This window comes from Gibbsiella greigii (genome assembly GCF_039540155.1).
GTDB classification, from domain to species: Bacteria; Pseudomonadota; Gammaproteobacteria; order Enterobacterales; family Enterobacteriaceae; genus Gibbsiella; species Gibbsiella quercinecans.
The window spans coordinates 634,883-658,938 of sequence record NZ_BAABEM010000006.1 but is presented as its reverse complement, the minus strand read 5'-3'; the positions used below and the strand labels follow the sequence as shown (position 1 = coordinate 658,938).

The window sequence follows — 24,056 nt, the reverse complement described above, 5'->3', positions numbered from 1 at the left end:
TATTGGCGTTCACTACTTCAACTCACCGTAGCCCAGTTGTTTGTAAACGGCTTTCGCTTCTTCCGGCCCTTTCACCGGCACCACCGGGATGAAGGTCTGGATCGGCAGTTTTGCCCCGGCGAAATAGCGGGCGACGTTATCGGCGGACGTCTGGCCGATCAGATGCGGCTGTTGGGCGATGTTGGCGACAAACGGGCTGTCTTTTTCCGCCATGATTTCCAGCGTTTCCGGGCCGGCGTCAATCGCGGTCACTTTGACGTCTTTATCCCGCCCGGTTTCTTCCAACGCCTGGACTACACCGATGGCCGGCTGATCCCAGCAGGCGACGTGAATCGCATCCAGTTTGCCTTTCGGATATTGGCTTAATAATTCCAGGGTTTTCTTGCGCGCATCTTCAGGGGAATTGGCAAACTGTTCGGCCAATTCCGGCTGAATAATGTGGATATCCGGGTAATCCTTCAGCACGTATTTCCATTGATCGTAGCGAATACCACAAATGCGCAGGGAATTGGAGAAGGCATTAAATACCGCCACGTTGCCTTTACCCCCTAATTCATCGGCCGTATAGCGGCCAATGGTCGAGCCAAGGGTATAGTTATCGGAGGTGGTATTATTAATAGAGTATTGTGAAACATGATCCACGGTGAAAACCGGGATGCCCGCCGCGCGCAGCGCTTTGAATTTAGGTTCTACGGCACTGTCGCCCAGGATGCTGATTACCGCATCCACCTTGCGCGCCAGCAAAATATCATGGTTATTGGCATGTACCTGATTATCACGGCCGCCGTCAACGCCGATCACTTTCCCGCCCAGTTTTTCGACTTCTTCGGTTGCGCCTTTATAGGCTTCGCGATCCCAGAAGTGCTGGGTGCCGACGACGGCGATACCGATGGTTTTCCCTTGTAGCGATGGTGCGTCGGCGGCGTGAATCGCTGCCGAAACGAGTGACAACAGGCCGGCGGTTGCAGGCAAAAGTCTTTTTTTAAGCGTCATTGTTATTATCATCCAGAGTGTTATGGGTCAGCAGGCAGACAGAATGACAATAACCTCAGACAAGCCCAAATAAAAAAAACGTCTAACTTATTCCCGGAATATCAAATGGAATAAAGCGCGCACGCCGGAATGAAAATGGCCATGGAACGGCGCTAAAAATAACCGGCGGACCATTAACCCGTTATTTTTGTGTGCCATTATCTTGCGGCGAATAAATTGGCAAGATAAAAACAACTTAAAAAACCTGATGGCCGCTTGCGGTCTAGAGTTAATGCCATAAAACGGCCAAAAGCACAGATTATTATCCAGTGGTTTGCACGCCGGCGGGATATTTTATTGTTGCCGGCAGTTTATTTTTCGCCGCTGACCGCTTTATGATAGCGCTCTTAAACATATTGAAAAGTGATGAATGAATGAAAGCGGAGCATAACCTGGCCGTGATGCACTGGGGGACTTACCGTGTGGCCACCGAGGGCGGCCACATTACGTCGGTTTCGCCGGTGGAATGGGATAAAAACCCCTCACGTATCGGCCTGTCTTTAGCCGATGCCGTCACCAGCAACACCCGCATCCGCCGCCCGGCGGTACGCCTGGGTTATCTTCAGAAGGGGGCCGCCGCGCGCGATGGCCGTGGCAAAGAACCCTTCGTGGAAGTCAGTTGGGAACAGGCGCTGGATTTGGTGGCGCGCGAAATGCAATCGGTGAAACAACGCTGCGGCAACCAGGCGATTTTTGGCGGCTCCTATGGTTGGGCCAGCGCCGGGCGCTTCCATCATGCTCAGAGCCAACTGCACCGCTTTCTCAAAAGCTTCGGCGGCTATACCGCCAGCACTAACACCTACAGCAGCGCCGCCGGCGAACGCATTCTGCCGCATATTCTTGGCCCGCTCAGCCCATTGCATAAGCAGCATACCCACTGGTCAGTATTGGCCGAGCATTGCGAGCTGTTTGTCGCCATTGGCGGGTTGCCGCTGCGCAATGCGCAGGTCAACGGCGGCGCCGCAAATGACCACATGCTGAAATACTGGTTGGAGCGGATGCAGAGCAATGGCGTCCGATTTATCAATCTCAGCCCGGTGAAAAACGATCTAAGCGCGGTGAGCAACGCGCAGTGGCTGGCGATCAAGCCGGGCACTGATACCGCGCTGCTGCTGGCGCTCTGCCATGTGCTGATTGCCGAAGAACGCTACGATCGGGCGTTTATCGCCAGCCACACCACGGGCTTCGAGCAACTGAAGCCCTATGTGCTGGGGGAGCGCGACGGCGTGGCAAAAACTCCCGCCTGGGCCGCCGCCATTACCGGTATTGCCGAGGCGCAGATCGTCGAACTGGCCCGCACCATGGCGGCGAAACGCACCATGGTGAATATTTCCTGGTCGATACAGCGGGCGCGCCAGGGCGAGCAGGCCTATTGGGCCACCGTTGCTCTGACGGCCCTGTTGGGGCAAATCGGTACGCCGGGCGGCGGCCTGGCGTTTGGCTATGCCTGCACCAACCTGGCGGGGGCCGAACGCATCGCCTTTTCCGGCCCGCGCCTGCCAAGCGGCGAGAACCAGGTGAATACCGTGATCCCCGTGGCGCGGCTGGCGGATATGCTGCTTAACCCCGGAGGCAGCTATGAGTTTGACGGGCAGCATCTTCATTATCCGGATATCCGCCTGGTGTACTGGGCCGGCGGTAATGCGTTCCACCATCATCAGGATCTCAATCGCCTGATCGAAGCCTGGCGCCGGCCGGAGACGGTGATCGTACATGAACAGTTCTGGACTGCGCAGGCGAAGTTTTCCGACATTGTGCTGCCGGTGACCACCTCGCTGGAGCGCAACGATATCGGCAGCGGCGGCCATGACGGCTTTATGATCGCGATGCGCCAGTTGATCGAACCGGTGGCGCAGGCCCGCGATGATTACGCCATTTTCTGCGGACTGGCGGAGCGGCTGGGTTTTTACCCGCAGTTTAGCGAAGGGCGCAATCCCGATCAGTGGCTGCGCAAACTGTATGAAGATTCGCGCCCGCGGGCAGAAGAAGAGGGGGTTGAATTACCCGATTTTGACGATTTCTGGCAGCAGGGCAAACTGGAGTTCGCGCCACCTGCCCGGCGGCAGGTGTTCCTGGCGGATTTTCGCGCTGATCCACAGCGCTTTCCGCTTTCAACGCCTTCCGGAAAGATAGAGCTGTATTCCGCGACGGTCGCCGGGTTCGGCTACAGTGAATGCCCTGGTCACCCGTGGTGGGATGAGGAAGAAGCCCTGGCACAGCGGCACATGGCGCAGCAGTGGCCGCTGCATCTGTTATCAAGCCAGCCGCGCACCCGCCTGCACAGCCAGTACGATCACGGCAGCGTCAGCCGCGCGACCAAGATTCACGGCCGCGAGCCGTTGTGGATGCACCCGAAAGATGCCAATGCCCGCGGCATTGTGGAAGGTGAGGTGGTGCGCGTGTTTAACCAACGCGGTGCGATCCTGGCCGGGGTGCATATCAGCGACCAGATCCTGCCCGGCGTGGTGCAGATTTCCACCGGCGCTTGGTACGATCCGCTGGACCCGCGCGTTCCGGGCTCGCTTGATAAACACGGCAACCCGAATGTGTTAACCGAAGATCGGGGAAGTTCCCGCTTGGGGCAGGGATGCAGCGCCCAAAGCTGTTGGGTGGAGATTGAGCGCTGGCGCGAGCCGCTGCCGCCTATCACGGCCTTTGATCCGCCGGCGTTCGTGGCAGCGGATACGGTGCTGTAGCTTGGGGGGCGTGCCTATCGCCCGCCGCGGCGGGCGATAACGCAGTCATGGACGGGTTTCCTGCCTGACCATGCTTAATTGACCGACGCCGCCTGGCGTTGGTGACCTGTACGTAAAACTACGTAGGTAATACGTAGTTTATCGAATTGTCTTCCCCTGAATTGAAAAGAATAATCATCCATGCGCTGGGTATTCACGATGGTTATTGATAATGGGGATAATATGAATCATAAAGAAATCGATTTAGCCGGTATAAAAAATTTACCGCGCAGGATGGTATTGGTCTTTGGTGCGATTGCCTTATGGAGTTATCTGGTCTCTGTACAGGCCGCTGAGGCGCCGACCGCGCAGGTCAATACGACCGGTCTTGCCGTTACCGATAATGCGGTAAAAGTGGGTATCGTTTATTCATCGAGTGGAACGATGGCAATCAGTGAAACAGGCTCGATCCAGGCCACTCGTTTAGCGATTGAACAAATCAATGAAGAAGGTGGCGTGCTTGGTCGAAAAATAGAATTTATTCAAGAAGACGGGGCCAGCGATTGGCCAACGTTTGCAGAAAAAACCAGAAAGCTATTGATTAATGATAAGGTCGCTACGATTTTTGGTGGTTGGACTTCCGCATCACGTAAGGCGATGTTGCCGATACTTGAACAATATAATGGCTTGCTTTATTACCCAACCTATTATGAAGGGTTGGAGCAGTCAAAAAATGTTATATATACCGGTCTTTCAGCGAATCAACAGGTCATCCCCGCGCTGAATTGGACAATGCAGACTAAACAGGCAAAGACGTTCTATTTTATGGGGTCTGACTATATTTGGCCAAGAACCACTAATAAAATCGCCCGGGGTTATATTGAGAAGAATGGTGGGAAAATTATTGGCGAAGATTATTACCCACTTGGACACACTCAATTTAACTCGGTGATAAATAAAATAAAGCTTAGAAAACCGGATGTGATTTTTGTCACTGTTATTGGTGGCTCCAATGTTGCTTTTTATAAACAGCTCAAAGCGGCAGGCATTGATATGACGCGGGAAAAACCGTTGGTGTTAACGCTTTCGGTGACGGAAGACGAGACCAGAAGTATCGGCGGTGAAAATATAGCTGGCGCCTATACGTCTATGCAATATTTTCAGAGTTTAACCGGTACGAACAATGCCAATTTCGTCGCCTCTTTTAAAAAGAGATGGGGAGATGATCTGGTCGTCGGTGCGGTAACACAGTCCGCTTATCTCGAACCGTGGTTTTGGAAAGCCGCTGTTGAAAAAGCCGGCTCTTTTGATGTCGATAAGGTGCGAGATGCCTCTCTGGGGCTTGAATTGAATACGGCGCCCCAAGGTTATGCCCGCATCCATAATAACCACCATTTGTGGGCTAACACGCTGATCGGTAAGGCGCGTGATGATGGTCAGTTTGATGTGATTTATGAAACGCCCAAGCCGATTGAGCCGAACCCGTTTCCTCACGATTAGTATTCCGGCTTGCCATTCCGCTTGGGATGGCAAGCTAAGCTCGGCGATATGAGGTGATGGTATGTCTGACTATAGTGTTGCTGATTTGATCTCAATCATTTCGATGCAGGGGTTTGCTGGTCTCAGCCTGTTCTCTGTTTTTATTCTCATGTCTCTCGGACTGGCAATTATTTTCGGGCAAATGGGGGTGATTAATATGGCACATGGTGAATTTATGATCCTTGGTGCCTACACAACCTATTTAACGCAGGGATTTTTTCAACGTTATATTCCGTTTCTGTTTGATGGTTATTTTTTTGTCGCCATTATTCTGGCTTTCATTACCGCTGGATTATTGGGGGTTTTGGTTGAACGCGTGTTGATCCGCCATCTTTATCGCCGCCCTCTGGATACGTTATTGGGCACCTGGGGATTAAGTTTGATTCTACAACAGACCTATCGTTCCTTATTCGGGGCGCGGGAAGTCGGGGTGGAATTACCGCCGTGGCTGATGGGGGCGTTGCAGGTGGGCGATAGCATTGAAATTCCGATCAATGGGCTGTTCGTGATGGTGTTGACAATAGTGGTAACCCTGAGTGTCTATTGGCTGATGTATCACTCCTCTTGGGGAACTCAGGTTCGCGCCGTGCTGCAAAATCGCCCGATGGCGGCAGCGGTTGGTATTAATACCGATCGCATTGATTGCCGAACTTTCGCGCTCGGATGCGGGATTGCTGGTATTGCTGGGAGTGCGTTCACGATGATTGGTTCGACTGGGCCGACTGCAGGGCAACTCTATATTGTTGATACCTTCCTGGTTGTGGTTTTTGGTGGTGCGCAGAGTTTACTGGGAACGGTTGCTTCCGCTTTTCTTATCTCGCAGTCACAGTCGACGCTTGAGTTTTTCCTCAGTGGCTCAATGGCAAAAGTGCTGACTTTATTGTTTGTGGTGGGGATTTTGATGCTCCGGCCCCAAGGGATTTTCGTCAGTAAGTTGCGTCGATAAGGGGAAAGGGGAATGGCGATTTTTTCACGTATGGGCATGAATCCGACTCGCAATACTATTCTCTTATTGCTGGTGGTGTTGGGGATTATTCTACCGCTGGGGCTGGATATTTTTCGCCTGAACTTGATTGGCAAATATCTCACATACAGCTTTGTTGCCGTAGGGTTGGTACTGTGTTGGGGATATGGCGGCATACTCAGTCTTGGACAGGGTATTTTCTTCGGCGTTGGCGGTTATGCGATGGCGATGTTCCTTAAATTGGAAGTATCGACGCCACAGCTAACCGCCGCCCAGACGACGCCAGGTATTCCTGATTTTATGGACTGGAGCCAAATTACTTCTCTGCCGCTATTATGGCAGCCGTTTCATTCATTAACCGTGACCATTTTGGCAATCCTACTGTTGCCGGCATTGTTGGCGTTTCTGTTGGGCTGCGCGATGTTTAAGCGCCGCGTCGGCGGGGTTTATTTTACGATAATTACTCAGGCGTTGTCTGCCATTCTAACGATATTGATTATTGGCCAGCAAGGCTATACAGGTGGAATTAACGGTATTACTGATTTAAGGACATTATTAGGATGGGATATACGTACCGATCATGCCAGGTATGTCCTTTATTATGTAACGCTATGTTGCCTGCTGGTTGTGGTGGTGCTGTCGGGTTATCTGCTTCGCAGCAAGTTCGGCCGGTTACTGATGGCTGTACGTGATTGTGAAGATCGGGTGCGTTTCTCTGGCTATGATGTCGCTAACATAAAAACATTAGTGTTTTGTATTAGCGCTATTTTCTCCTCGATTGGTGGTGCGTTATTTACCTTACAGGTTGGCTTTATGTCGCCAGTGTTTATCGGCACGGTGACATCCATTGAAATGGTTATTTTTTGTGCGGTTGGCGGCAGGTTATCAGTTCTTGGTGCGATTATTGGCGCTCTGTTAGTGAATGCGGCAAAAACTTCTATTTCAGAAAGTTTTCCTGAGTTATGGCTATTTGCTATGGGGGTGATATTTATTGTTGTTGTCAGGTTCTTCCCTAAAGGGATAGCCGGTATTTATCAATATTACTGTTCACGGTTAATGAGTAGGAATGGAAAAATAATAAGTTCTAATGTTGTCGTAATAGAGTCGATAGACAGTAAGAATGAATAAGCATTACCGTTTATCTTTCTGACCACATCATGGTTGGCATAATTTATTTTCTTCATGTGATATGGATGTGTGTTTTTAACAGATTATGAGGGAAACCATAATGGCACAGCAGAGCGATTTTATATTATCCATAGAAGGGTTGACGGTTTCCTTTGATGGGTTTAAAGCGGTGAATGACTTCTCTCTCTACGTTAATGAAGGGCAGATATATGTCATTATTGGCCCTAATGGTGCAGGCAAAACCACAGTGCTAGATCTAATATGCGGAAAAACCCGGGCAACAAGTGGAAGCATTGTCTTCCAGGGTAAAGACCTTACCAAAATGAACGAACACAAAATTGTTCATGCCGGCGTCGGCAGGAAATTTCAAACACCTTCTGTTTATGAAGACCTGACGGTTTTTGAAAACCTCGAACTTTCTTATCCTCGTGGCCGTAGCGCATTTTCATCTATTTTCTTTCGTCGGGATTCGTTAGTTCAGAAAGAGATAGAAAGCATCGCCGAAGATATTTTTCTCACTGATTATCTTCATACGCCAGCGAATATTTTAAGCCATGGACAAAAACAGTGGTTGGAAATTGGTATGTTACTCATTCAGTCACCATCGTTATTGATGTTGGATGAACCGGTTGCAGGTATGTCGACAAGTGAGAGGCAAAAAACGGCAGAGTTGTTACGACGTATTGCCGTGGGGCGGTCGGTTCTGGTTATCGAACATGATATGCAGTTTGTCGAAAACATAGCTCATAGGGTGACGGTTATGCATCAGGGCAGTGTTCTATCGGAAGGAAGTATGCAGAAAGTAAAACAGGATCAGAAAGTCATTGATGTGTATTTAGGGCACTAGGGGAAAATCATGCTTAGCGTAGAGCGTTATTCTGTCTCTTACGGGCAGAGTCATGTCATTAATGAAATGAATTTTCATATTGGGAAAAATGAAATTGTTGCTCTTCTTGGCCGTAATGGGATGGGGAAAACAACGTTAATGAAATCCCTGATTGGGATGATCCCTATGCGGGCAGGGAAAATTACCCTGGCGAACCAGAATATTACGGCACTAACAAGTTATCGACGCGCACGGGCGGGGCTTGGCTTTGTTCCCCAGGGAAGAATGATTTTCCCCTCGCTGACAGTTGAAGATAATATTCTGACAGGTTTGTCCATGAATAAGGTAAAGCGAATTCCTGAAGATATTTATCATTACTTCCCGGTGCTACGCGAGATGGGAGGAAGACTGGGAGGAAATTTATCTGGCGGGCAGCAGCAACAGTTGGCGATTGCCCGAGCCTTGGTCAATGAGCCGAAATTATTGTTGCTGGATGAGCCAACGGAAGGTATCCAGCCTTCCATCATTAAAGAAATGGCGAAGGTTTTAAAAAAAATCCGCGATGATAAAGGATTAACCATTCTGGTTTCAGAGCAGGTTCTGAGTTTTGCTCTGGATATCGCTGACCGTATTTTAGTGATAGAGAAGGGGGATATCGTATGTGAAATGACTGGCGAAACGATCATAAAAGAGAAAATTGCCGCTTATCTATCGGTATAACTGAGCCGTAACGAGCTTTCATCGCATCAGGGGACGATATCCCTGTTGCTTTCTAAAGATGTTCAACAGAGGAAATAAGATTATGCGCCATGGTGATGTTACCAGTTCTCCAAATACTGTCGGTGTCGCGGTTGTCAATTATAAAATCCCCCGTCTGCATACGCGTGCAGAGGTGCTGGAAAATGCGCAAAAAATTGCGGACATGATTAAAGGATTGAAAAGCGGCTTGCCCGGGATGGATTTGGTGGTCTTCCCAGAATATAGCACAATGGGAATCATGTATGACAAAGATGAAATGATGGAAACCGCAGCAACTATTCCAGGCGATGAAACGGCCATTTTTTCCCGTGCCTGCCGTGAAGAAAAAATCTGGGGTGTTTTTTCTATTACCGGTGAGCGGCATGAAGATCATCCGAATAAAGTGCCTTACAACACGTTGGTGCTGATTAACGATCAAGGCGAAATCGTTCAGAAATATCGCAAAATCATGCCGTGGTGCCCGGTCGAAGGGTGGTATCCAGGTGATAGCACACATGTGGTGACGGGCCCGAAGGGAATGAAAATTAGCCTGATTATCTGTGATGACGGCAACTATCCCGAGATCTGGCGTGATTGTGCGATGAAAGGGGCTGAGCTGATCGTTCGTTGCCAGGGTTACATGTACCCTTCTAAGGAACAGCAGGTAATGATCTCTAAAGCCATGGCCTGGGCGAACAATTGCTATGTTGCGGTGGCCAATTGTACTGGGTTTGACGGCGTCTATAGCTATTTTGGTCACTCGGCTATCATCGGTTTTGACGGGCATACCTTGGGGGAATGTGGAGAAGAGGATATGGGTGTGCAGTTTGCACAACTTTCCGTGCCGGAAATCCGTGATGCCCGCAAATACGATCAGGCACAGAATCACCTGTTTAAGCTGTTGCATCGGGGATATACCGGGGTCTATCACTCTGGAGATGGCGATAAAGGTGTACCTGATTGTCCCTTTGATTTCTATCGTACCTGGGTCATGGATGCGAAAAAGGCGCAGGAAAATGTCGAGGCTTTCACGCGGGATACGATCGGCGTTGCGGAATGCCCCTATGGCGATCTTCCCTATGACGGTAAGGAGAAAACCGCGGGCTGAATTTGGCGGCGTTTCTGGTTATCCCGCCTGCCCGTAGCGGGCGGGATGGTTTGGTTTTGGGGGAAGACAAGTATGCCGTTCATTACAGACAGGCTGGCGGAAAATCTGGGACCGGGTACTGCTCAAGAGAGCCGCTTTTTTGTTTCGCGATTTTTGTTTGATCCTCATCAGGTTATGCAACATCTACGCGCCCGAATTGTAGGGTAGGAAACCGTGCTGGAGGAGATCGAGAAAACGCTGATGGTTGTCAAAGCTGATATTGGTGACCGCGGCCGACCGTTGGCGGTTAATCTGCTGCTGGGGCCGACCGGCGTAGGCAAAACAGAGACCGTGAGATTGATCGCCGAAGGGATCTATGGGGACAGACACGCTCTTTGCCGTATTGATATGAATACACTATCTCAGGCGCATTATACTGCGGCAATTTCGGGGGCTCCGCCAGGCTATGTTGGGAGCCGGGAGGAAACCACGCTGCTGGAGGCGGCCAAAATCGAAGGTAGTTTTAGCAAGCCAGGAATCGTGTTGTTCGACGAAATTGAAAAGGCGGATGAATCGGTCATTCTCAGTTTACTCAATATACTTGATAGCGGCGAACTCACGCTTTCATCAGGGAAGACCCGAATTAATTTCTGTAATTGCATGATTTTTATGACAAGTAATATTGGATATCGCGATATCAAGCCTCAGAACAGGCATGGCGCCGTATCCTGGCTAGCGCTGCTGGCGAGGTGGCAGAAAAAAGAAACAGAGAGGGAACGGTTACGCCGGGTTATGCGCCGCCATTTTGCGCCTGAATTCATTAATCGCCTCGATCGTGTGCTGATTCACCAGGTTATTAGCGCAGAGCAGCTGATTTCGTTGGTTGATATTGAAGTAGAAAAGCTTTGCCAACGTTTGCAGCGCCATGGGATAACGTTCAGTTTACGGCCAACGGCGAAAGTGTTGCTCTGCCGCCATTACGATGCCGATTATGGCGCAAGAGAAATCAGCCGGCAGATTCGAACGCAATGTGAACCGCTCCTCTCGGAAGCGATATTGACATTTCCCGATTGCGCACATTTTATAATCGATGCGGAAGATGATACGTTCAGTGTCATTGCGCAACCATTACATGCCGGATAGTGCTTTCCTGTGTGGTATCGCACATATATAGAAAAGGAGAGCCTAGGGGAAAAAGGGCGCAGAGTGTTTCTGTGCCCTCAGAGATAACAAAAGCTGCAGCAGCGATCTGATTAGCCGGTGGTAATAATGATGATGAAAGGCGAGCAGCATATCTTCAAAGAACGCAGGATGTATAATCAATGGGTTATGAATGAAACCCTGGAAGATTACGCTCTGCGTTTCACTGCCAATGCTGCACGCCGCTGGTCTCTGGGGCGGGTAATGCTCACCGCGGTCAGTTCGGTTACGTTTCTTATCATGGAGGTGATAGGGGCTTCGCTGGCCATTAACTATGGTTTTCATCATTTGTTGTGGGCGATGTTGTTGGTTTGCCCGTTGCTTTTTTTTCTGTCGCTGCCGATTAGTTATTACTGTGCCCGTTATGGGCTTGATATTGATCTGCTAACGCGCGGCGCCGGCTTTGGTTATATTGGATCTACCATTACTTCGTTTATTTATGCCTGTTATACTTTTATTTTTCTGGCACTAGAATCGGTGATTATGGCTGTCGCATTGCAGATGTTGTTTGCGATTCCACCCTATCTAAGTTATTTGCTCAGTACGTTAGTTATCATCCCTTTGGTGGCGTATGGCTTTACCTTTATTAGCCGGTTCCAGCGCACAACACAGCTGGTTTGGGTGATACTGCAACTATTACCTTTTATTTTTATTATTGCCAGGGAAACCAACCATATGGATATGTGGCTGGGTTTTCCTGGAACGCACTCTGAAGATAATGCCAGCTTCGATATGATGAAGTTTGGCGCCGCGGCATCTATTTTGTTTTCTCTCTTGGCCCAAATTGGCGAACAGGTTGACCTGCTACGATTTATGCCACGCAAAGATCCTCATAAGCCGCTGCGCTGGTGGTGTTGCCTGATTTTTGCCGGGCCAGGATGGATATTCATTGGTGCTGTGAAGGTTTTACTGGGCGCATTTCTTGGCATACTGGTCTTGCAACATGGTTTATCGGCGTCGGACGCGATCAATCCCACCCATATGTATTTGACTGCTTTCAGCTACGTGACACAATCACCGCCATTGATGTTAGCGTTGACCGGGATATTTATTGTTCTGTCACAATTAAAAATCAATGTTGTTAATGCCTATGCGGGTTCAATTGCCTGGTCTAATTTTTTCCTGCGGTTGACTCACCGGCACCCTGGCCGGGTGGTATGGATCTTTTTTAATGTTGCGTTAGCGCTATTGTTGATTGTACTTAACATTTATCAGGCTATTGAAAATATATTAGGTATTTATGCCATCGTTGCGGTCTCCTGGTTGGGAACCATTGTTGCTGATTTAATCATTAACCGGCCGCTTGGTTTGAGCCCGCCGGGAATCGAATTCCGCAGAGCGCATTTGTACGATTTGAATCCAGTTGGTTTGGGATCGATGTTTTTTTCTTTTGCCTGCGGTTTGTTTGCGTATCTGGGGGGATTTGGTGAGGTTGTGCAAACCTTTTCCTCCTTTCTGGCCTTGCTGATGACATTTTTGCTGACGCCCCTGTTAGCCTGGTGGACCAAGGGGCGTTTCTATATTGCCGATCACGCGGGGCCAGAAACCACCGCCGCGCTTTGTAGCGTATGCAATCATACTTATGAGCGTGAGGAGATGAGCTATTGTCCCTTTTACCAAGGAGCAATTTGTTCTCTATGCTGTTCGCTGGATGTGCGCTGTGGCGACCGTTGTAAAACCCATTCCCACTATCGGGAACAGATAAAAAAGCTGTTAGGTAACATATTGCCTTCAGCGATTATGCAACATATGGATCGCAGTATCTGGAGTTTCCTGAGCATTATGATTATGTTCAGTCTGGTTATTGCTGGGTTGTTACTGCTGATCTTTTTCCAGATGATATGGCAATATCCACTGCTGGATGGCGTTATCGCTACCGTGTTGCTGAAGACGTTTTGTATTCTTACTATTGTGATCGGCGTTTCCGCCTGGCTATTTCTGCTGACAAGCAAGAGCCGCCAGATTGCCCGCCAGGAATTGGATATGCAGACTGAGCGCTTGATGCAAGAGATCGATGCTCATGAGGAAACGGCCAGGCAGTTACAGGAAGCAAAAGAAACCGCTGATTATGCGAATAAAGCCAAGAGCCGTTACCTGACCGGTATTAGTCATGAGTTACGCACGCCATTGAATGCGCTGCTTGGTTATGCGCAACTTTTGGAAGACAGTGAGGATATTCCTGCACCGCGGCGGCCAATGGTTCAAGTGATACGCCATAGCGGTGAACATCTGGCTAATCTGATTGAAGGGTTATTGGACATTTCCAGGATAGAAGCCGGCAGATTCGAAATATTTATTAGCGAAGTGCGCATAGCCGATTTTATGGCGCAATTAGTAGAATTATTTAGCCATCAGGCAGCAAAAAAAGGTTTACGTTTTATTTATCAGGCACCGGCCTGGTTGCCGGAATGGGTTAAGACAGATGAAAAACGCCTACGGCAAATTTTGATAAATCTTTTATCCAATGCAATTAAATTTACCGACAGTGGGGCGGTAACGCTTGAGTTCCGTTATCGTGGCGAGATTGCTTATTTCTCTGTGATTGATACCGGCGTGGGCATTGACAGTGCATATCTTACCCGAATATTTAAACCCTTTGAGCGTATTCCACAAACTGCGCAACGCCAACCGGGCACGGGCCTGGGGCTGACAATTACTCAGCAATTGGCTTATATCATGGGGGGCGATTTGCAGGTGACCAGTGAACTGGGTAAAGGATCGACATTTACATTGCAGCTTATGCTGTCCCAGACCAATAAGAATTTGCTGCTAGCCGAAAAACAGCATCACGCGGGGGTGAATGGTGCTGGCTATACTGTGATCATTGTCGATGATAATGAAATACAGAGCCGGCTGATTGTCGATTTACTGAGTCCGCTAGACTTCAAGGTGATGATGGCAAACAGTGGGCAGCAGTGTCTGCGTCTGTGCCAGCAGCATACTCCTGATTTATTTTTGTTGGATGTCACCATGCCGGGTATGTCGGGATGGGAATTACTGACCACGTTACGTCAACGGGGATTTTCCCAGCCGGTCATTATGATATCGGCTGAGCCAGAAGGCAATAACGAGAAGCAGCATGAAAAATTTGTTCGCGGGGCTTCGTCATCGGTACGTTATATGACTAAACCGATCCGGCGAACATTACTGGTTGATCATATCGGCGCATTGTTAGAGATTTCCTCGGGCGCCGAACGGATGACTGATATGAGCCCAGTGTTAGCTCCAGCCCCGACTGTCGATGATACACGATACTATTGTAAACTCTCAAATATAGAAAAGCGGCTGCTTATAGAAATGGCAAATTTGGGCTATGCGCCGGGAATAAAAGCATTATTAGATAGATTAGCCACAGAAGAGAAAATTAGCCCATTGGGATATGAACGGCTGTATGGGTATTTACAGCGGTTCAGTTTCGAATGTTTTATTACGGAGCTTGACGAGATGAACGTCCATGAATAATAAAACGTCTTCTTATATTGTACTCATCGTGGATGATGATGTGGATACCGTCAGCATGTTGAATGATATGTTGGATGCCGCTGGGTTTACAACATTGGTCGCATTAGAGGGTATGCAGGCTATTCAGATTGCAGCACATATTACGCCTCATATCATTCTAATGGATGCGCTGATGCCAAACATGGACGGGTTTGAAACCTGTCGACACTTGCATAAAAATCCGTTATTGCAGCATGTGCCTATTATTTTCATGACCGGTTTGAATGAATCGCAACATGTTGTCAACGCATTTGATGCCGGTGTGGTGGACTATATTGTCAAGCCGATTAATCAGGTGGAGTTACTGGCACGTATGCGTACGCACATTAATAATTCACGCCTTACGGCCAGTGCGCTCAGTGTGCTTGATGCGGCCGGTAGACTGACAATCGCCGTTGATCAGCGTGGTGAGTTAATTTGGGCAACGCCGCTGGCATTGCGTTTACTGCAAAGCTGTGATGGCGAAGATAACAGGATATCGTTTTCGTTACGGGGAGCGCTTGAACGATGGTTAGCGCTCAAATCAGGACTATCAGCCCCACTGACATATAAAAAAAATGGCTGTATGCTACATTTTCACTTTATTGAGAATAAGGATAATAGTGAGTTTATCTTGAGAATGGAAAAAGTGGACAGTGGTGAAAAGCAACATGTTGCACAGATTAATCTACGTAAAGCTTTTCAATTAACGGAAAGAGAGGCCGAAATACTTTTTTGGTTAAGCAGGGGCAAAAAAAACCAGGAAATTGGTCTTATCCTGTCGTTAAGCGCCAGGACGATCGATAAGCACATTGAAAATATATATAGAAAAATGAATGTGAGTAGCCGTACTTTGGCAACAATGCTTTGCTTACCCTTTATTGATGTTTGAATACAGGGCGTTGCAACAACATTGCCGAACGTCCTGATCATCTTGCCCGCAGGGAGATGGCGGCCACAACTGACTGGCCGCCACAGAATGATACACTTACAACCCCGGTTGCAAAAAGCGGCGAGTGCGTTGGTGTTGCGGATTATCAAATAACGCCGCCGCGCTGCCGTCTTCGACGATTTCGCCGTCGGCCATGAAGATCACCCGATCGGCGACGTCCCTGGCGAACGACATTTCGTGCGTCACCAGGATCATGGTGGTCTGGTGATCGACAATCGAACGGATAACCTGCAGCACTTCATTGACCAGCTCCGGATCGAGCGCTGACGTGGGTTCGTCAAACAACAACACCTTTGGCTTAACCGCCAACGCCCGCGCGATGGAAACGCGCTGCTGCTGGCCGCCGGATAGCGTTGCCGGGTAGCTGTCTGCCTTGTGGCGCAACCCCACTTTATCCAGCAGGGCATAGCCGATCTCATTAGCCTGGGACTTCGGCATTTTCTTCGCGATGATCAGCGATTCTGTCACGTTCTCCAGCGCGGTCTTGTTTTTAAACAGGTTGTAATGCTGGAACACCATGCCGGTATGTTTGCGCAATTCATTCTCTTGCTGCCTACTGATGTTGCCGGCGGTAACCTGGGTATCGGCGATCTTCAGGGTGCCGCTGTCCGGCGTTTCCAGCAGATTGATACAGCGCAGCAGCGTCGATTTGCCGGAGCCGGAAGGGCCGATAATCGCCACCACCTGGCCTTGATCGATCTGCAGCGAAATATCGTTCAACACACGGTTGTCGCCAAAGGATTTGGTTAAATGGCCGATCGTTAACATGGGCAGCCTCCTTATTGGTACGGGCGATTGAGCCGGCGCTCAATGCGTTTCTGTAACAGGGTCAACAGGATGGTGACCGCCCAGTAAATCAGCGCCACGGCAAGGTAGCTTTCAAGAAAACGAAACGAGTTGCTGGCCAATATCTTGGTTTGTGAAAAGATCTCGGTGACGCCGACGGTAAACGCCAGCGACGATTCTTTAATCAGCATGATCAGGTAGTTGCTCATGCCCGGCACGGCGATGCGCACGGTTTGCGGCAGCACGACGCGGCGGAACCCCTGCCAGCGCGTTAAACCAACGGACAGGCAGGCCTCCATCTGGCCTTTATCCACTGAATTCATCGCCCCGCGGAACTCTTCCGCCAGGTTAGCGGCATTCTTGAAGCTCAGTGCGATGATGGTGGCGGAAATGGCGTTCATCATACTGATGCCGGGGAACAACTGCGGAATACCAAAATAGAAGATAAACAGCGTCACCAGCGTCGGCACGGAGCGGAAGAACGAGATATACACTTCCGCAGCGGCGGTAAGGATAAAAATCCGGTTGCGGATGATCAGCGCCAGAACCATACCCATCAGCGAGGCGATAACCATAGAGGTTACCGCCAGGAAAAGCGTCATGGGCAAGTAACTGAGCAGTACCGGAAAAGCTTCAAGCATAAAGCTCAGATCAAAATTCATGCGCTTATTATTCCTTGCTTACATCCTGTTTGAGATATTGCTGCGACAGCTTGCTGAGCGTGCCGTCACTTTTCAGCGCCGTGAGCGCTTCATCGAACTGTTTGCGCAGCGCATCGCCTTTCTCATTCTTCACGAACGGAAACGCTTCCTGGTAACGATATACCGGCTCGCCCGAAGGTTTTAACGGCAGGCGAGAGTTATCGATCAACAGCTGCGCGCCGGCACGGTCCATGATGTAGGCATCAAGACGGCCGAGGGCGACGTCCTGGATGATGGCGCTGGGTTCGTCATAGGTGTGGATATTGATCCCGGCATCCGGGTAATTTTTACGCAGGAAGTTTTCCTTGCTGCTGCCGACGTCAACCCCCAGGCGTTTGCCCTTTAAATCTTCAATGCGGTTGATGCTGTTATCGTCTTTACGGGTTACCAGCTGTGCGCCGGAATAGATGTAGGTTTGCGAGAACTGGTACTTTTCACGGCGCTTGTCATTCACTTCCACCTGGTTGGCGATCGTGTCGATTTTGCCTGAATCCAGCATACCGAACAGGCCGGTCATGTCGGCGGTGGTCAGCTCAACGCGTGAATACCCCAGCTTTTTAGCCACGGCATTGACCGTGGCGATGTCGTAGCCTTCGTAGTCCTTACCGTTTTGTTTGTAAGAGAAACCGATGCTGACGCCAAAGGTGCCCACGTGCAGCACTTTTTCATCCGCGGGTTTGTTATCAGAATTATCGCAGCCGGCCAAGAACAACGCGCCGATCACAACAGAGGATAACACTCCCTTATTGAATTTTTTCATTATTTTACCCTGGATTTATTGAGATCTGATTATTATATGTGATGAAAACAAACCGCTAGTGTATAGGATCCGGTAAAGCCGGCATTATTCATATTTGGTATAAGTTATAATGCAATAAGCTAGAGGAAACAATGACGAAAAGCTTTATCATTTTATCAGCAGAACGAAATAACCATAAATATTTAATGGCTTAATCTATACCCAAGATAATTCGAGTTGCAGGCAGGCGGCAACGCAGCGAATCCCCAGGAGCTTACTCAGGTAAGTGACTGGGTGAGCGACAAATCTGCCAGGAGCAGATTTGAACGCTGCTAGCAGCGGCCCCATAGGGGCGAGGCCCAGGGACGGGCCGAGTAATAAAGCCAACACACCTGCAACTCGAAGTATGAAGGGTATATAGGTAAACCAGGGGAACCGATGAGAATTATAGCTTGTGGCGATTTATTATTTTCCAGCCGAAATATGGTCAATCGGCTGGATAAAAGAGTTATTGATTTGCTTGCTAGTGCAGACGCCGTATTCGCTAACGCAGAGTTCAGCTGTCCGCAGCCGAATATTCCACCGGCCGCAGGCCGCGGTTACATTACGGCGGTTAAACCGGCAACGCTTGATGAGTTCGCCGATCTGAACATTCGTCTGGTGTCTTTCGCCAATAACCATACCGGCGATTTCGGCTGGGAAGGCGTGGTGAGCACCATTGAGGCGGCGGAAGCACGCGGGCTGATCCCGTGCGGGCTGGGGCGCAATCTGGATGATGCCCGTTTGCCGCGTTTCCTGGATACGGCAAAAGGGCGGGTCGCCGTTGTGGCGCTGGGCTCGACGCGTTCTGAAGTGTTCCTGGCGGCCAATGCCGGCGCCGGCACGGTTGCCCGCCCCGGTTTGAACCCGCTGCGCTGGGGGCGTGCTTATGTGCTGCCCGATGAGCAATTTGAGCAGTTGAAAAACATCACCCGGCTGCTGGGAATTGATGAAAGCGTGCGCGAGGGGATGCGGGTTGAAGTGATGGCGGATAAGGGCGATGACGAATTCAAGTTCGGTTCGCTGTTTGAAAGTTCATTGCAGATTGAACGCGGCGAGCAGGCTAAGGTGCGCACTTGGTTCAACGAACAGGATTGCCTGGCCAATGAACACAGCATCCGCGACGCGGCAAATCGCAGTGATTTCACGCTGGTAAGCCTGCACACCCATGAAGGCGACAACGACAGTTGGTATTCCCCCCACGCGCCGGAGTTTATCGAAACCTTTGCCCGCCGCGCGGTGGATGCCGGCGCGGACGCGGTGGTTTGCCACGGCGCGCATTTTATGCGCGGCGTCGAGCTGTATCACGGCAAACCGATTTTCTATAACCTCGGCAGCCTGTTGATGGAGTTTGAAGCGGGCGAGTCGATCATTGGGCCGGAAATGTACGAAGCCTATGGTCACCCGGCCAATGCGCGCCCTTCGGATCTGCATAAAGCGCGGGCGAAAAACAGCGCGGGTGAGTTTATCGGCTTTAACGCGGAAGCGCGTTTTTCTCAAAATGCCTTGGCGATATTTGATCTGGTGGAAGGCGGGTTGGCTTGCCAACTTCTGCCGCTGGATCTGGGGATGAACCGCGAGCGCCCACTGTCGCGCGGGTTGCCGCAGATCGTCACCGCCGAGCAGGGGCATGAAATCGCCGCGCTGCTCACGCGCCTGAGCGAACGCTACGGCACGCAGTTTAGCTATGATGAAACCAGCGGCCTGGTGACATTCAGCGCTGCCTGACGCTGTTGTTAAACAAACGTCATGTACGGGAATAACCTGAGGTTATTCCCGTTTTTCATTTTGTTTTATTGTTCTGAATACAGTAATAACTAAATTATAGGTCACAATAGTTATTGTGATATTGACGGCTACGCATGCAAGATCATAAACAAAGTCTAATGGTTCAGGATAGGCCTCACCAAGAACAGTTTCTGATATCCTAATTGCTGTATCCAAGGGTATTTTGCTTGATAGCCAACGACCAATCATTTCGTAATACGGAATTATCCTTGAAAATAGTAAAGATAGTGCAAGGAATAAAATAATTTTCTTGATTCGTCTTTGCACCGTTTTCATTGTGCCACCCGACAAATATCATTGTTATGTATCACTTCAATAACTGCATAGGCACTTAAACCTGTATTGCGAACCGAAACCGCTGATGTGCGTAGCAAGGCATTCCTGAGAGCATAAAAATCTGAATGGCGTGGCAGAGTTATGCAGCCCTCGGATACCGTTCCCGGATGTAGACGGAAGTTACCACGTTTAACTCCGTTAACCCATGTATAATCGTCGATCACTCCATCATCACGATATAGCGCGAACCACTCTGAATGATCTCCCCCGGTTATGATGTCTTTTGTCTGTGCCCATACGCGCGACAGGACACCGCCCACAGGACGATCGAGTACCCAGTATTTACCCGGAGGTAAGGGGCCTCTACCGCGAATATAGCCGCATCCACTCTGATTCCGATACGGCTCTTTCCCTGAAAATGCCATAAATGTCCCGACTCCGTATATGGTCAAAGGTGAAAAAATTTCATCATTAACAACAAATTTTCCTTGAAGCGGCATAACTCATCCTTAATTGCCTTAATAATCATCCATAGCCAGCAGTTTATATAGAGGGAAAAAATAAAGCAATAATTAGTGGTGTTCTTCTGGCAAGGAGATGTTATGTTTTTATTTTAATGTTTTTTTAATACCAAGAATAATTAGAAGTGTGAGGCGAAAAAAGAACGCGTGTTTTTAACGATGTTAGTGCTGGCTCAAGTATGGGAAGAGTTTGCTGTGAAAATCGCCTGGAACGAATTTAACTAGCCAATGGTTGGCTTCCGGTTAGTAACAGGATGTCTCTTATTTAACCCCACTCACTTATTCGAGGAAGTAACAGGAGTGAGTAAGAAAAACGCCTGCAGCTTAAAGGGGTAAAGCATTAAAGCCATTTTGAGTAGCGTATGTACAGGAGACACATTAAAACAGCCCATGCAACGGTGAAAGAAAATCCGTAATTTGGCATTAATATAACAAAGCAGACTCCCCCGATAATAATTAATATAATAGGGATGAGATAAGCGAAAGACTGACCAAAGCACTCACATAACCATTTCATTTTATTAGTATATTCATGAACATTGAAATTGCTTGATTTTATGCAACTTTATGAGCATGCTCAGGCCATGAACGTTGAACTCATACCTGAACAGACTACCTCTATCATGCTCTGCACTGCAAAGTTATTAACGTTGATTGGGTAAGCCGATGAAAGAGATATATAAGCCTTATTTAATCAAACTTGAGATGAAAGGACTCGAAAGCATTGATGCCGACCGCTACCCTTTTAATCTTCCTGCGGTGAAAGACATCGGTGATATTGCATTTCATCCAGACGTCACCTTTTTTGTCGGTGAGAATGGTTCGGGCAAATCTACCTTGTTGGAGGCGATCGCCGTCGCCATGGGGTTCAATGCGGAAGGGGGCAGCTTTGCCGTTAATTTCTCTACTCTGGAAAGCGTTTCGCCGTTGCACAACCACCTGCGGCTGATCCGTGGCCCCAGCAGGCCAAAGGACGGCTATTTTTTACGTGCCGAGAGCTTTTTTAACGTTGCCACCTACCTTGATGCGTTGCCGGCGTTGAAAAGCTTTGATCACAAACGCATCCATAACTATTCGCACGGTGAGGCGTTTATCAAGTTAATCATCAACAAGTTTCAGGGTAACGGTATCTACTTGTTGGATGAACCGGAGGCGGCATTGTCTCCAGGCCGGCAAATGGTAGCGCTTAGCGCCATCGATCAGTTGGTGAAGAATGGCTCCCAATTGATTATCGCCACCCATTCGCCGTTACTGCTCTCATACCCCAACGCGCGGATTTATCAATTTGATGAGACGGGCGTGGCTACGGTGGATTATGAAGAAACCGAATGCTTCTGTTTGATGCGGGATTTCCTGAACAATTACGACCGGCGGTTACAACAACTGCTGGGGTAATACACTCTTTCCAGCCCACCAGGGGCGTAACGCCGGCCCAGCGGTGCGGCGTTACGTGGGGCGATGCGGTTTACTGCGCATTTTTATCGACGACGAAATCAAACTTCGTCAGGCCGACGCTCTGCGCGCTGGTCATCACATAGGATACGCGGCCGTATTCCGCGGCCTTGTCGGCGTAAATACGCAGATGGGGCCGCTGTGGCCGTTTGGCGGTTTCTTCCAGCCGGGATTTTAAGGTGGCGTCGTCAACGGGCTGTTTATCCCAGGCGATACTGCCGTCGGCCAGCACCGAAATATCAATGGCCTGAGGGTCTTTTTCCAGCGCGCTGGCGTTCGCTTTGGGCAGATTGACTTTTACCGCGTGGTTGATCACCGGCAGAGTAATCATAAATACAATCAGCAGCACCAGCATGACATCGATAAACGGCGTCATGTTGATATCGTTGACCAGCCCGTCGTCTTCGCTTTCGAACTGCGAGTTGCCTGACATACTCATTATCCGTTTTCCCCTCTTATTGTTGCCATTACACCGACTGGCCGGCACGGAACGGCTGGACGCGATGGGCAGTTTCCGCATCAACAGCGCGCAGTTCGGTAACCTCGGTGGAGATAATGCGCGAACCGGTGAGGTAATAGGCATGCAGATCATGGGCAAAGCGGGCGATGGCATGCTGCAAGGTGCGGTTGCGCCGGCTGATAGTGTTAAAGCCCAGCACGGCCGGGATAGCCACGAACAGGCCGAACGCCGTCATGATCAGCGCTTCGCCGACCGGGCCGGCGACATGGGCCAGATCCGGCTGGTCGACCATGCTGATGGACTGCAGTGCATGATAAATGCCCCACACGGTGCCCAGCAGGCCAACGAACGGCGCGGTGCTGCCGATGGAAGCGAGGATACCCAGGCCCGATTGCAGGCGTGCGCTATTGTCGTCAATGCTGTTTTTCAGCTCGCGCGCCAACCAGTCGCTGATATCAAGATTGTTGCTGATGCCGGCCTCGATATTGTACTGGTGGGACATCGCCGCATGGCCGGCTATCGCCAGATCGCGGAACGGGTTATTCGCGTTGTTGCCCAATGAGTCGATGGCGGCCGGCAGCGTTTTTTCGCTCCAGAAACGGTGTTTGGTGCGCAGGGCGATTTTGCGTAACCCAGCGCCCTGTATGCATTTAATCACAATCACCGACCAGGACATCACGGACATGACCAGCAGGACCAGGGCCACCGAGCGGGTAACGATGTCGCCCTGCTGCCAAACGTGCTCAATGCCAAACTCATTCATTTTGCTTCCTCGATTATCAATAAACGCTATCGGTCATGGTCATCCACCGCCAGATGGGCTAACGGGGTAACTTGAAGGTAATGGGTTGAATCGTCATCACGGAAATCGCCTGGCCGTTTTCCATATAGGGGTTACAGCGTATGCCGGAAACCGCCGCCAGCGCCGCCTGGTCAAGATCTTGATAACCGCTGCTGCGGGCGATTTCGCCACGCCCCAGGCTGCCGTTGGCGTTGATCGCCAGGCGGATCAACACCTCACCTTCCTGACGCAGCCGTTTGGCCTTGCGGGGATAGTCGGGCGCCGGCACCATGCAGCCAATGGTAGAAACCATTTTCGGCGTGGCGTTGGGCGCGCTTTTTAGCATTTCCCCCTTGGCTGTCGCCTGCAGCGCGGCCTTATCGGCGACCCTGGCGTTTTGTACCGGTAAGGGCTTCTCTTCGCTCACCGGATGCGTGACTTTACGCACCTGTTTGGGTTTTGGCTCGACCTTGGGGGTGGGTTTGGGCTTGGGTTTTGGCTTTGGCGGTACCGGCGGTGCCACCGGCGCTGGCACTGGCGGCGCTTCTTCGCTTTGCGCCACTTCGCGTTCGCTATTTTCCGCCGTCAACAACGCCGGTGTTTCGGTGGCCGCCTGAGGGGCCGGCGGCGGTTCGGGCTGCGGCATCTCGACCATGGTTACCTGCACGCTGGTTTGTTCGGCTGGGTTGATGATGTCCAGCGGCCGGTATTGTGTGGTGTGTGTAATCGCCGCGCCAATTAGCATGAAATGGACTAACACTACGGCTGCAATCGCCAGCTTGGGCACGCGATCTTTTTTCGCCGCCGCAAGCCCAATGGGTAAAAGCATGGCGGGCGCTGCGTTTTTCGGCACTTCAATCCTTTCTTTCACTATCAGGTGCTGTGCTTTCAC

General features: G+C 50.1%; 21 protein-coding genes. 12 read left to right on the top strand and 9 right to left on the bottom strand.

Translation table 11 applies throughout. From position 1 onward, the window contains the following. Positions 1-12: 12 nt before the first annotated feature. Positions 13-993 carry a sugar ABC transporter substrate-binding protein gene (locus AC559G_RS06225; protein WP_279027193.1) on the bottom strand — a complete coding sequence of 327 codons (981 nt, stop codon included), beginning with the start codon at positions 991-993 and terminating at the stop codon, positions 13-15. Positions 994-1,406: 413 nt separating this feature from the next. Between AC559G_RS06225 and AC559G_RS06220 the strand changes: the two genes are divergently transcribed. The 10 genes from AC559G_RS06220 (at position 1,407) to AC559G_RS06175 (ending at position 15,561) form a co-directional block, all read left to right on the top strand. Continuing rightward, positions 1,407-3,728: a molybdopterin guanine dinucleotide-containing S/N-oxide reductase gene (locus AC559G_RS06220; RefSeq protein ID WP_498911902.1), complete on the top strand. Its 2,322-nt coding sequence runs from the start codon at positions 1,407-1,409 to the stop codon at positions 3,726-3,728. Between the two features lie 222 nt (positions 3,729-3,950). Then, a complete protein-coding gene (gene urtA, locus AC559G_RS06215; protein ID WP_498911901.1) occupies positions 3,951-5,207 on the top strand; it encodes an urea ABC transporter substrate-binding protein in 1,257 nt (418 codons plus the stop codon). Between the two features lie 61 nt (positions 5,208-5,268). Next, entirely contained in the window at positions 5,269-6,192 is a 924-nt protein-coding gene (urtB, locus tag AC559G_RS06210; RefSeq protein ID WP_498911900.1) for an ABC transporter permease, read from the top strand. Positions 6,193-6,204: 12 nt separating this feature from the next. Continuing rightward, on the top strand, positions 6,205-7,338 hold the full coding sequence (urtC, locus tag AC559G_RS06205) for an urea ABC transporter permease subunit UrtC (RefSeq protein ID WP_498911899.1): 1,134 nt from the start codon (positions 6,205-6,207) through the stop codon (positions 7,336-7,338). 100 nt (positions 7,339-7,438) lie between these two features. After that, entirely contained in the window at positions 7,439-8,185 is a 747-nt protein-coding gene (gene urtD, locus AC559G_RS06200) for an ABC transporter ATP-binding protein (RefSeq protein WP_498911898.1), read from the top strand. Between the two features lie 9 nt (positions 8,186-8,194). Beyond that, positions 8,195-8,884: an ABC transporter ATP-binding protein gene (gene urtE, locus AC559G_RS06195; RefSeq protein WP_498911897.1), complete on the top strand. Its 690-nt coding sequence runs from the start codon at positions 8,195-8,197 to the stop codon at positions 8,882-8,884. 82 nt (positions 8,885-8,966) lie between these two features. Further along, entirely contained in the window at positions 8,967-10,010 is a 1,044-nt protein-coding gene (locus tag AC559G_RS06190; protein ID WP_498911896.1) for an aliphatic amidase, read from the top strand. A gap of 213 nt (positions 10,011-10,223) precedes the next feature. Continuing rightward, on the top strand, positions 10,224-11,132 hold the full coding sequence (locus AC559G_RS06185) for an ATP-dependent Clp protease ATP-binding subunit (protein WP_498911895.1): 909 nt from the start codon (positions 10,224-10,226) through the stop codon (positions 11,130-11,132). 126 nt (positions 11,133-11,258) lie between these two features. Further along, positions 11,259-14,651: an ATP-binding protein gene (locus AC559G_RS06180; RefSeq protein ID WP_498911894.1), complete on the top strand. Its 3,393-nt coding sequence runs from the start codon at positions 11,259-11,261 to the stop codon at positions 14,649-14,651. After that, the gene (locus AC559G_RS06175; protein WP_498911893.1) at positions 14,644-15,561 is read left to right on the top strand and encodes a response regulator; all 918 of its coding nucleotides are present in this window, start codon (positions 14,644-14,646) and stop codon (positions 15,559-15,561) included. Before AC559G_RS06180 ends, AC559G_RS06175 begins: the two co-directional genes overlap by 8 nt. Before the next feature lie 96 nt (positions 15,562-15,657). Here the strand turns inward: AC559G_RS06175 and AC559G_RS06170 are convergent, their stop codons facing one another. Genes AC559G_RS06170 through AC559G_RS06160 form a run of 3 tightly spaced genes read right to left on the bottom strand, consistent with a single transcriptional unit; the run spans position 15,658 to position 17,868 of the window. After that, complete coding sequence (locus AC559G_RS06170) at positions 15,658-16,389, bottom strand: amino acid ABC transporter ATP-binding protein (RefSeq protein WP_498911892.1); 732 nt, start codon at positions 16,387-16,389, stop codon at positions 15,658-15,660. Between the two features lie 11 nt (positions 16,390-16,400). Then, positions 16,401-17,069 (bottom strand): amino acid ABC transporter permease, encoded by a 669-nt coding sequence (locus tag AC559G_RS06165; protein ID WP_498911891.1) that lies wholly within the window; start codon positions 17,067-17,069, stop codon positions 16,401-16,403. 7 nt (positions 17,070-17,076) lie between these two features. Next, complete coding sequence (locus AC559G_RS06160; protein WP_498911890.1) at positions 17,077-17,868, bottom strand: type 2 periplasmic-binding domain-containing protein; 792 nt, start codon at positions 17,866-17,868, stop codon at positions 17,077-17,079. 417 nt (positions 17,869-18,285) lie between these two features. Between AC559G_RS06160 and AC559G_RS06155 the strand changes: the two genes are divergently transcribed. Then, on the top strand, positions 18,286-19,614 hold the full coding sequence (locus tag AC559G_RS06155; protein WP_498911889.1) for a CapA family protein: 1,329 nt from the start codon (positions 18,286-18,288) through the stop codon (positions 19,612-19,614). A gap of 42 nt (positions 19,615-19,656) precedes the next feature. Here AC559G_RS06155 and AC559G_RS06150 read toward each other — a convergent pair whose 3' ends face one another. After that, a complete protein-coding gene (locus AC559G_RS06150; RefSeq protein WP_498911888.1) occupies positions 19,657-19,950 on the bottom strand; it encodes a hypothetical protein in 294 nt (97 codons plus the stop codon). Beyond that, positions 19,947-20,450, bottom strand: coding sequence for a DUF2778 domain-containing protein (locus AC559G_RS06145; RefSeq protein WP_498911887.1), 504 nt, complete (start codon positions 20,448-20,450; stop codon positions 19,947-19,949). Before AC559G_RS06145 ends, AC559G_RS06150 begins: the two co-directional genes overlap by 4 nt. Positions 20,451-21,176: 726 nt before the next feature. On the opposite strand from AC559G_RS06145, the gene AC559G_RS06140 reads away from it, so the two are divergent. Continuing rightward, the gene (locus AC559G_RS06140) at positions 21,177-21,866 is read left to right on the top strand and encodes an AAA family ATPase (protein ID WP_498911886.1); all 690 of its coding nucleotides are present in this window, start codon (positions 21,177-21,179) and stop codon (positions 21,864-21,866) included. Positions 21,867-21,936: 70 nt separating this feature from the next. Here AC559G_RS06140 and AC559G_RS06135 read toward each other — a convergent pair whose 3' ends face one another. The 3 genes from AC559G_RS06135 to AC559G_RS06125 are packed head-to-tail and all read right to left on the bottom strand — an operon-like array spanning position 21,937 to position 24,056. Then, positions 21,937-22,362 (bottom strand): ExbD/TolR family protein, encoded by a 426-nt coding sequence (locus AC559G_RS06135; RefSeq protein WP_498911885.1) that lies wholly within the window; start codon positions 22,360-22,362, stop codon positions 21,937-21,939. A 28-nt stretch (positions 22,363-22,390) separates the two neighbouring features. Next, positions 22,391-23,146, bottom strand: coding sequence for a MotA/TolQ/ExbB proton channel family protein (locus tag AC559G_RS06130; protein WP_498911884.1), 756 nt, complete (start codon positions 23,144-23,146; stop codon positions 22,391-22,393). A gap of 58 nt (positions 23,147-23,204) precedes the next feature. Next, complete coding sequence (locus tag AC559G_RS06125; RefSeq protein WP_498911883.1) at positions 23,205-24,056, bottom strand: energy transducer TonB; 852 nt, start codon at positions 24,054-24,056, stop codon at positions 23,205-23,207.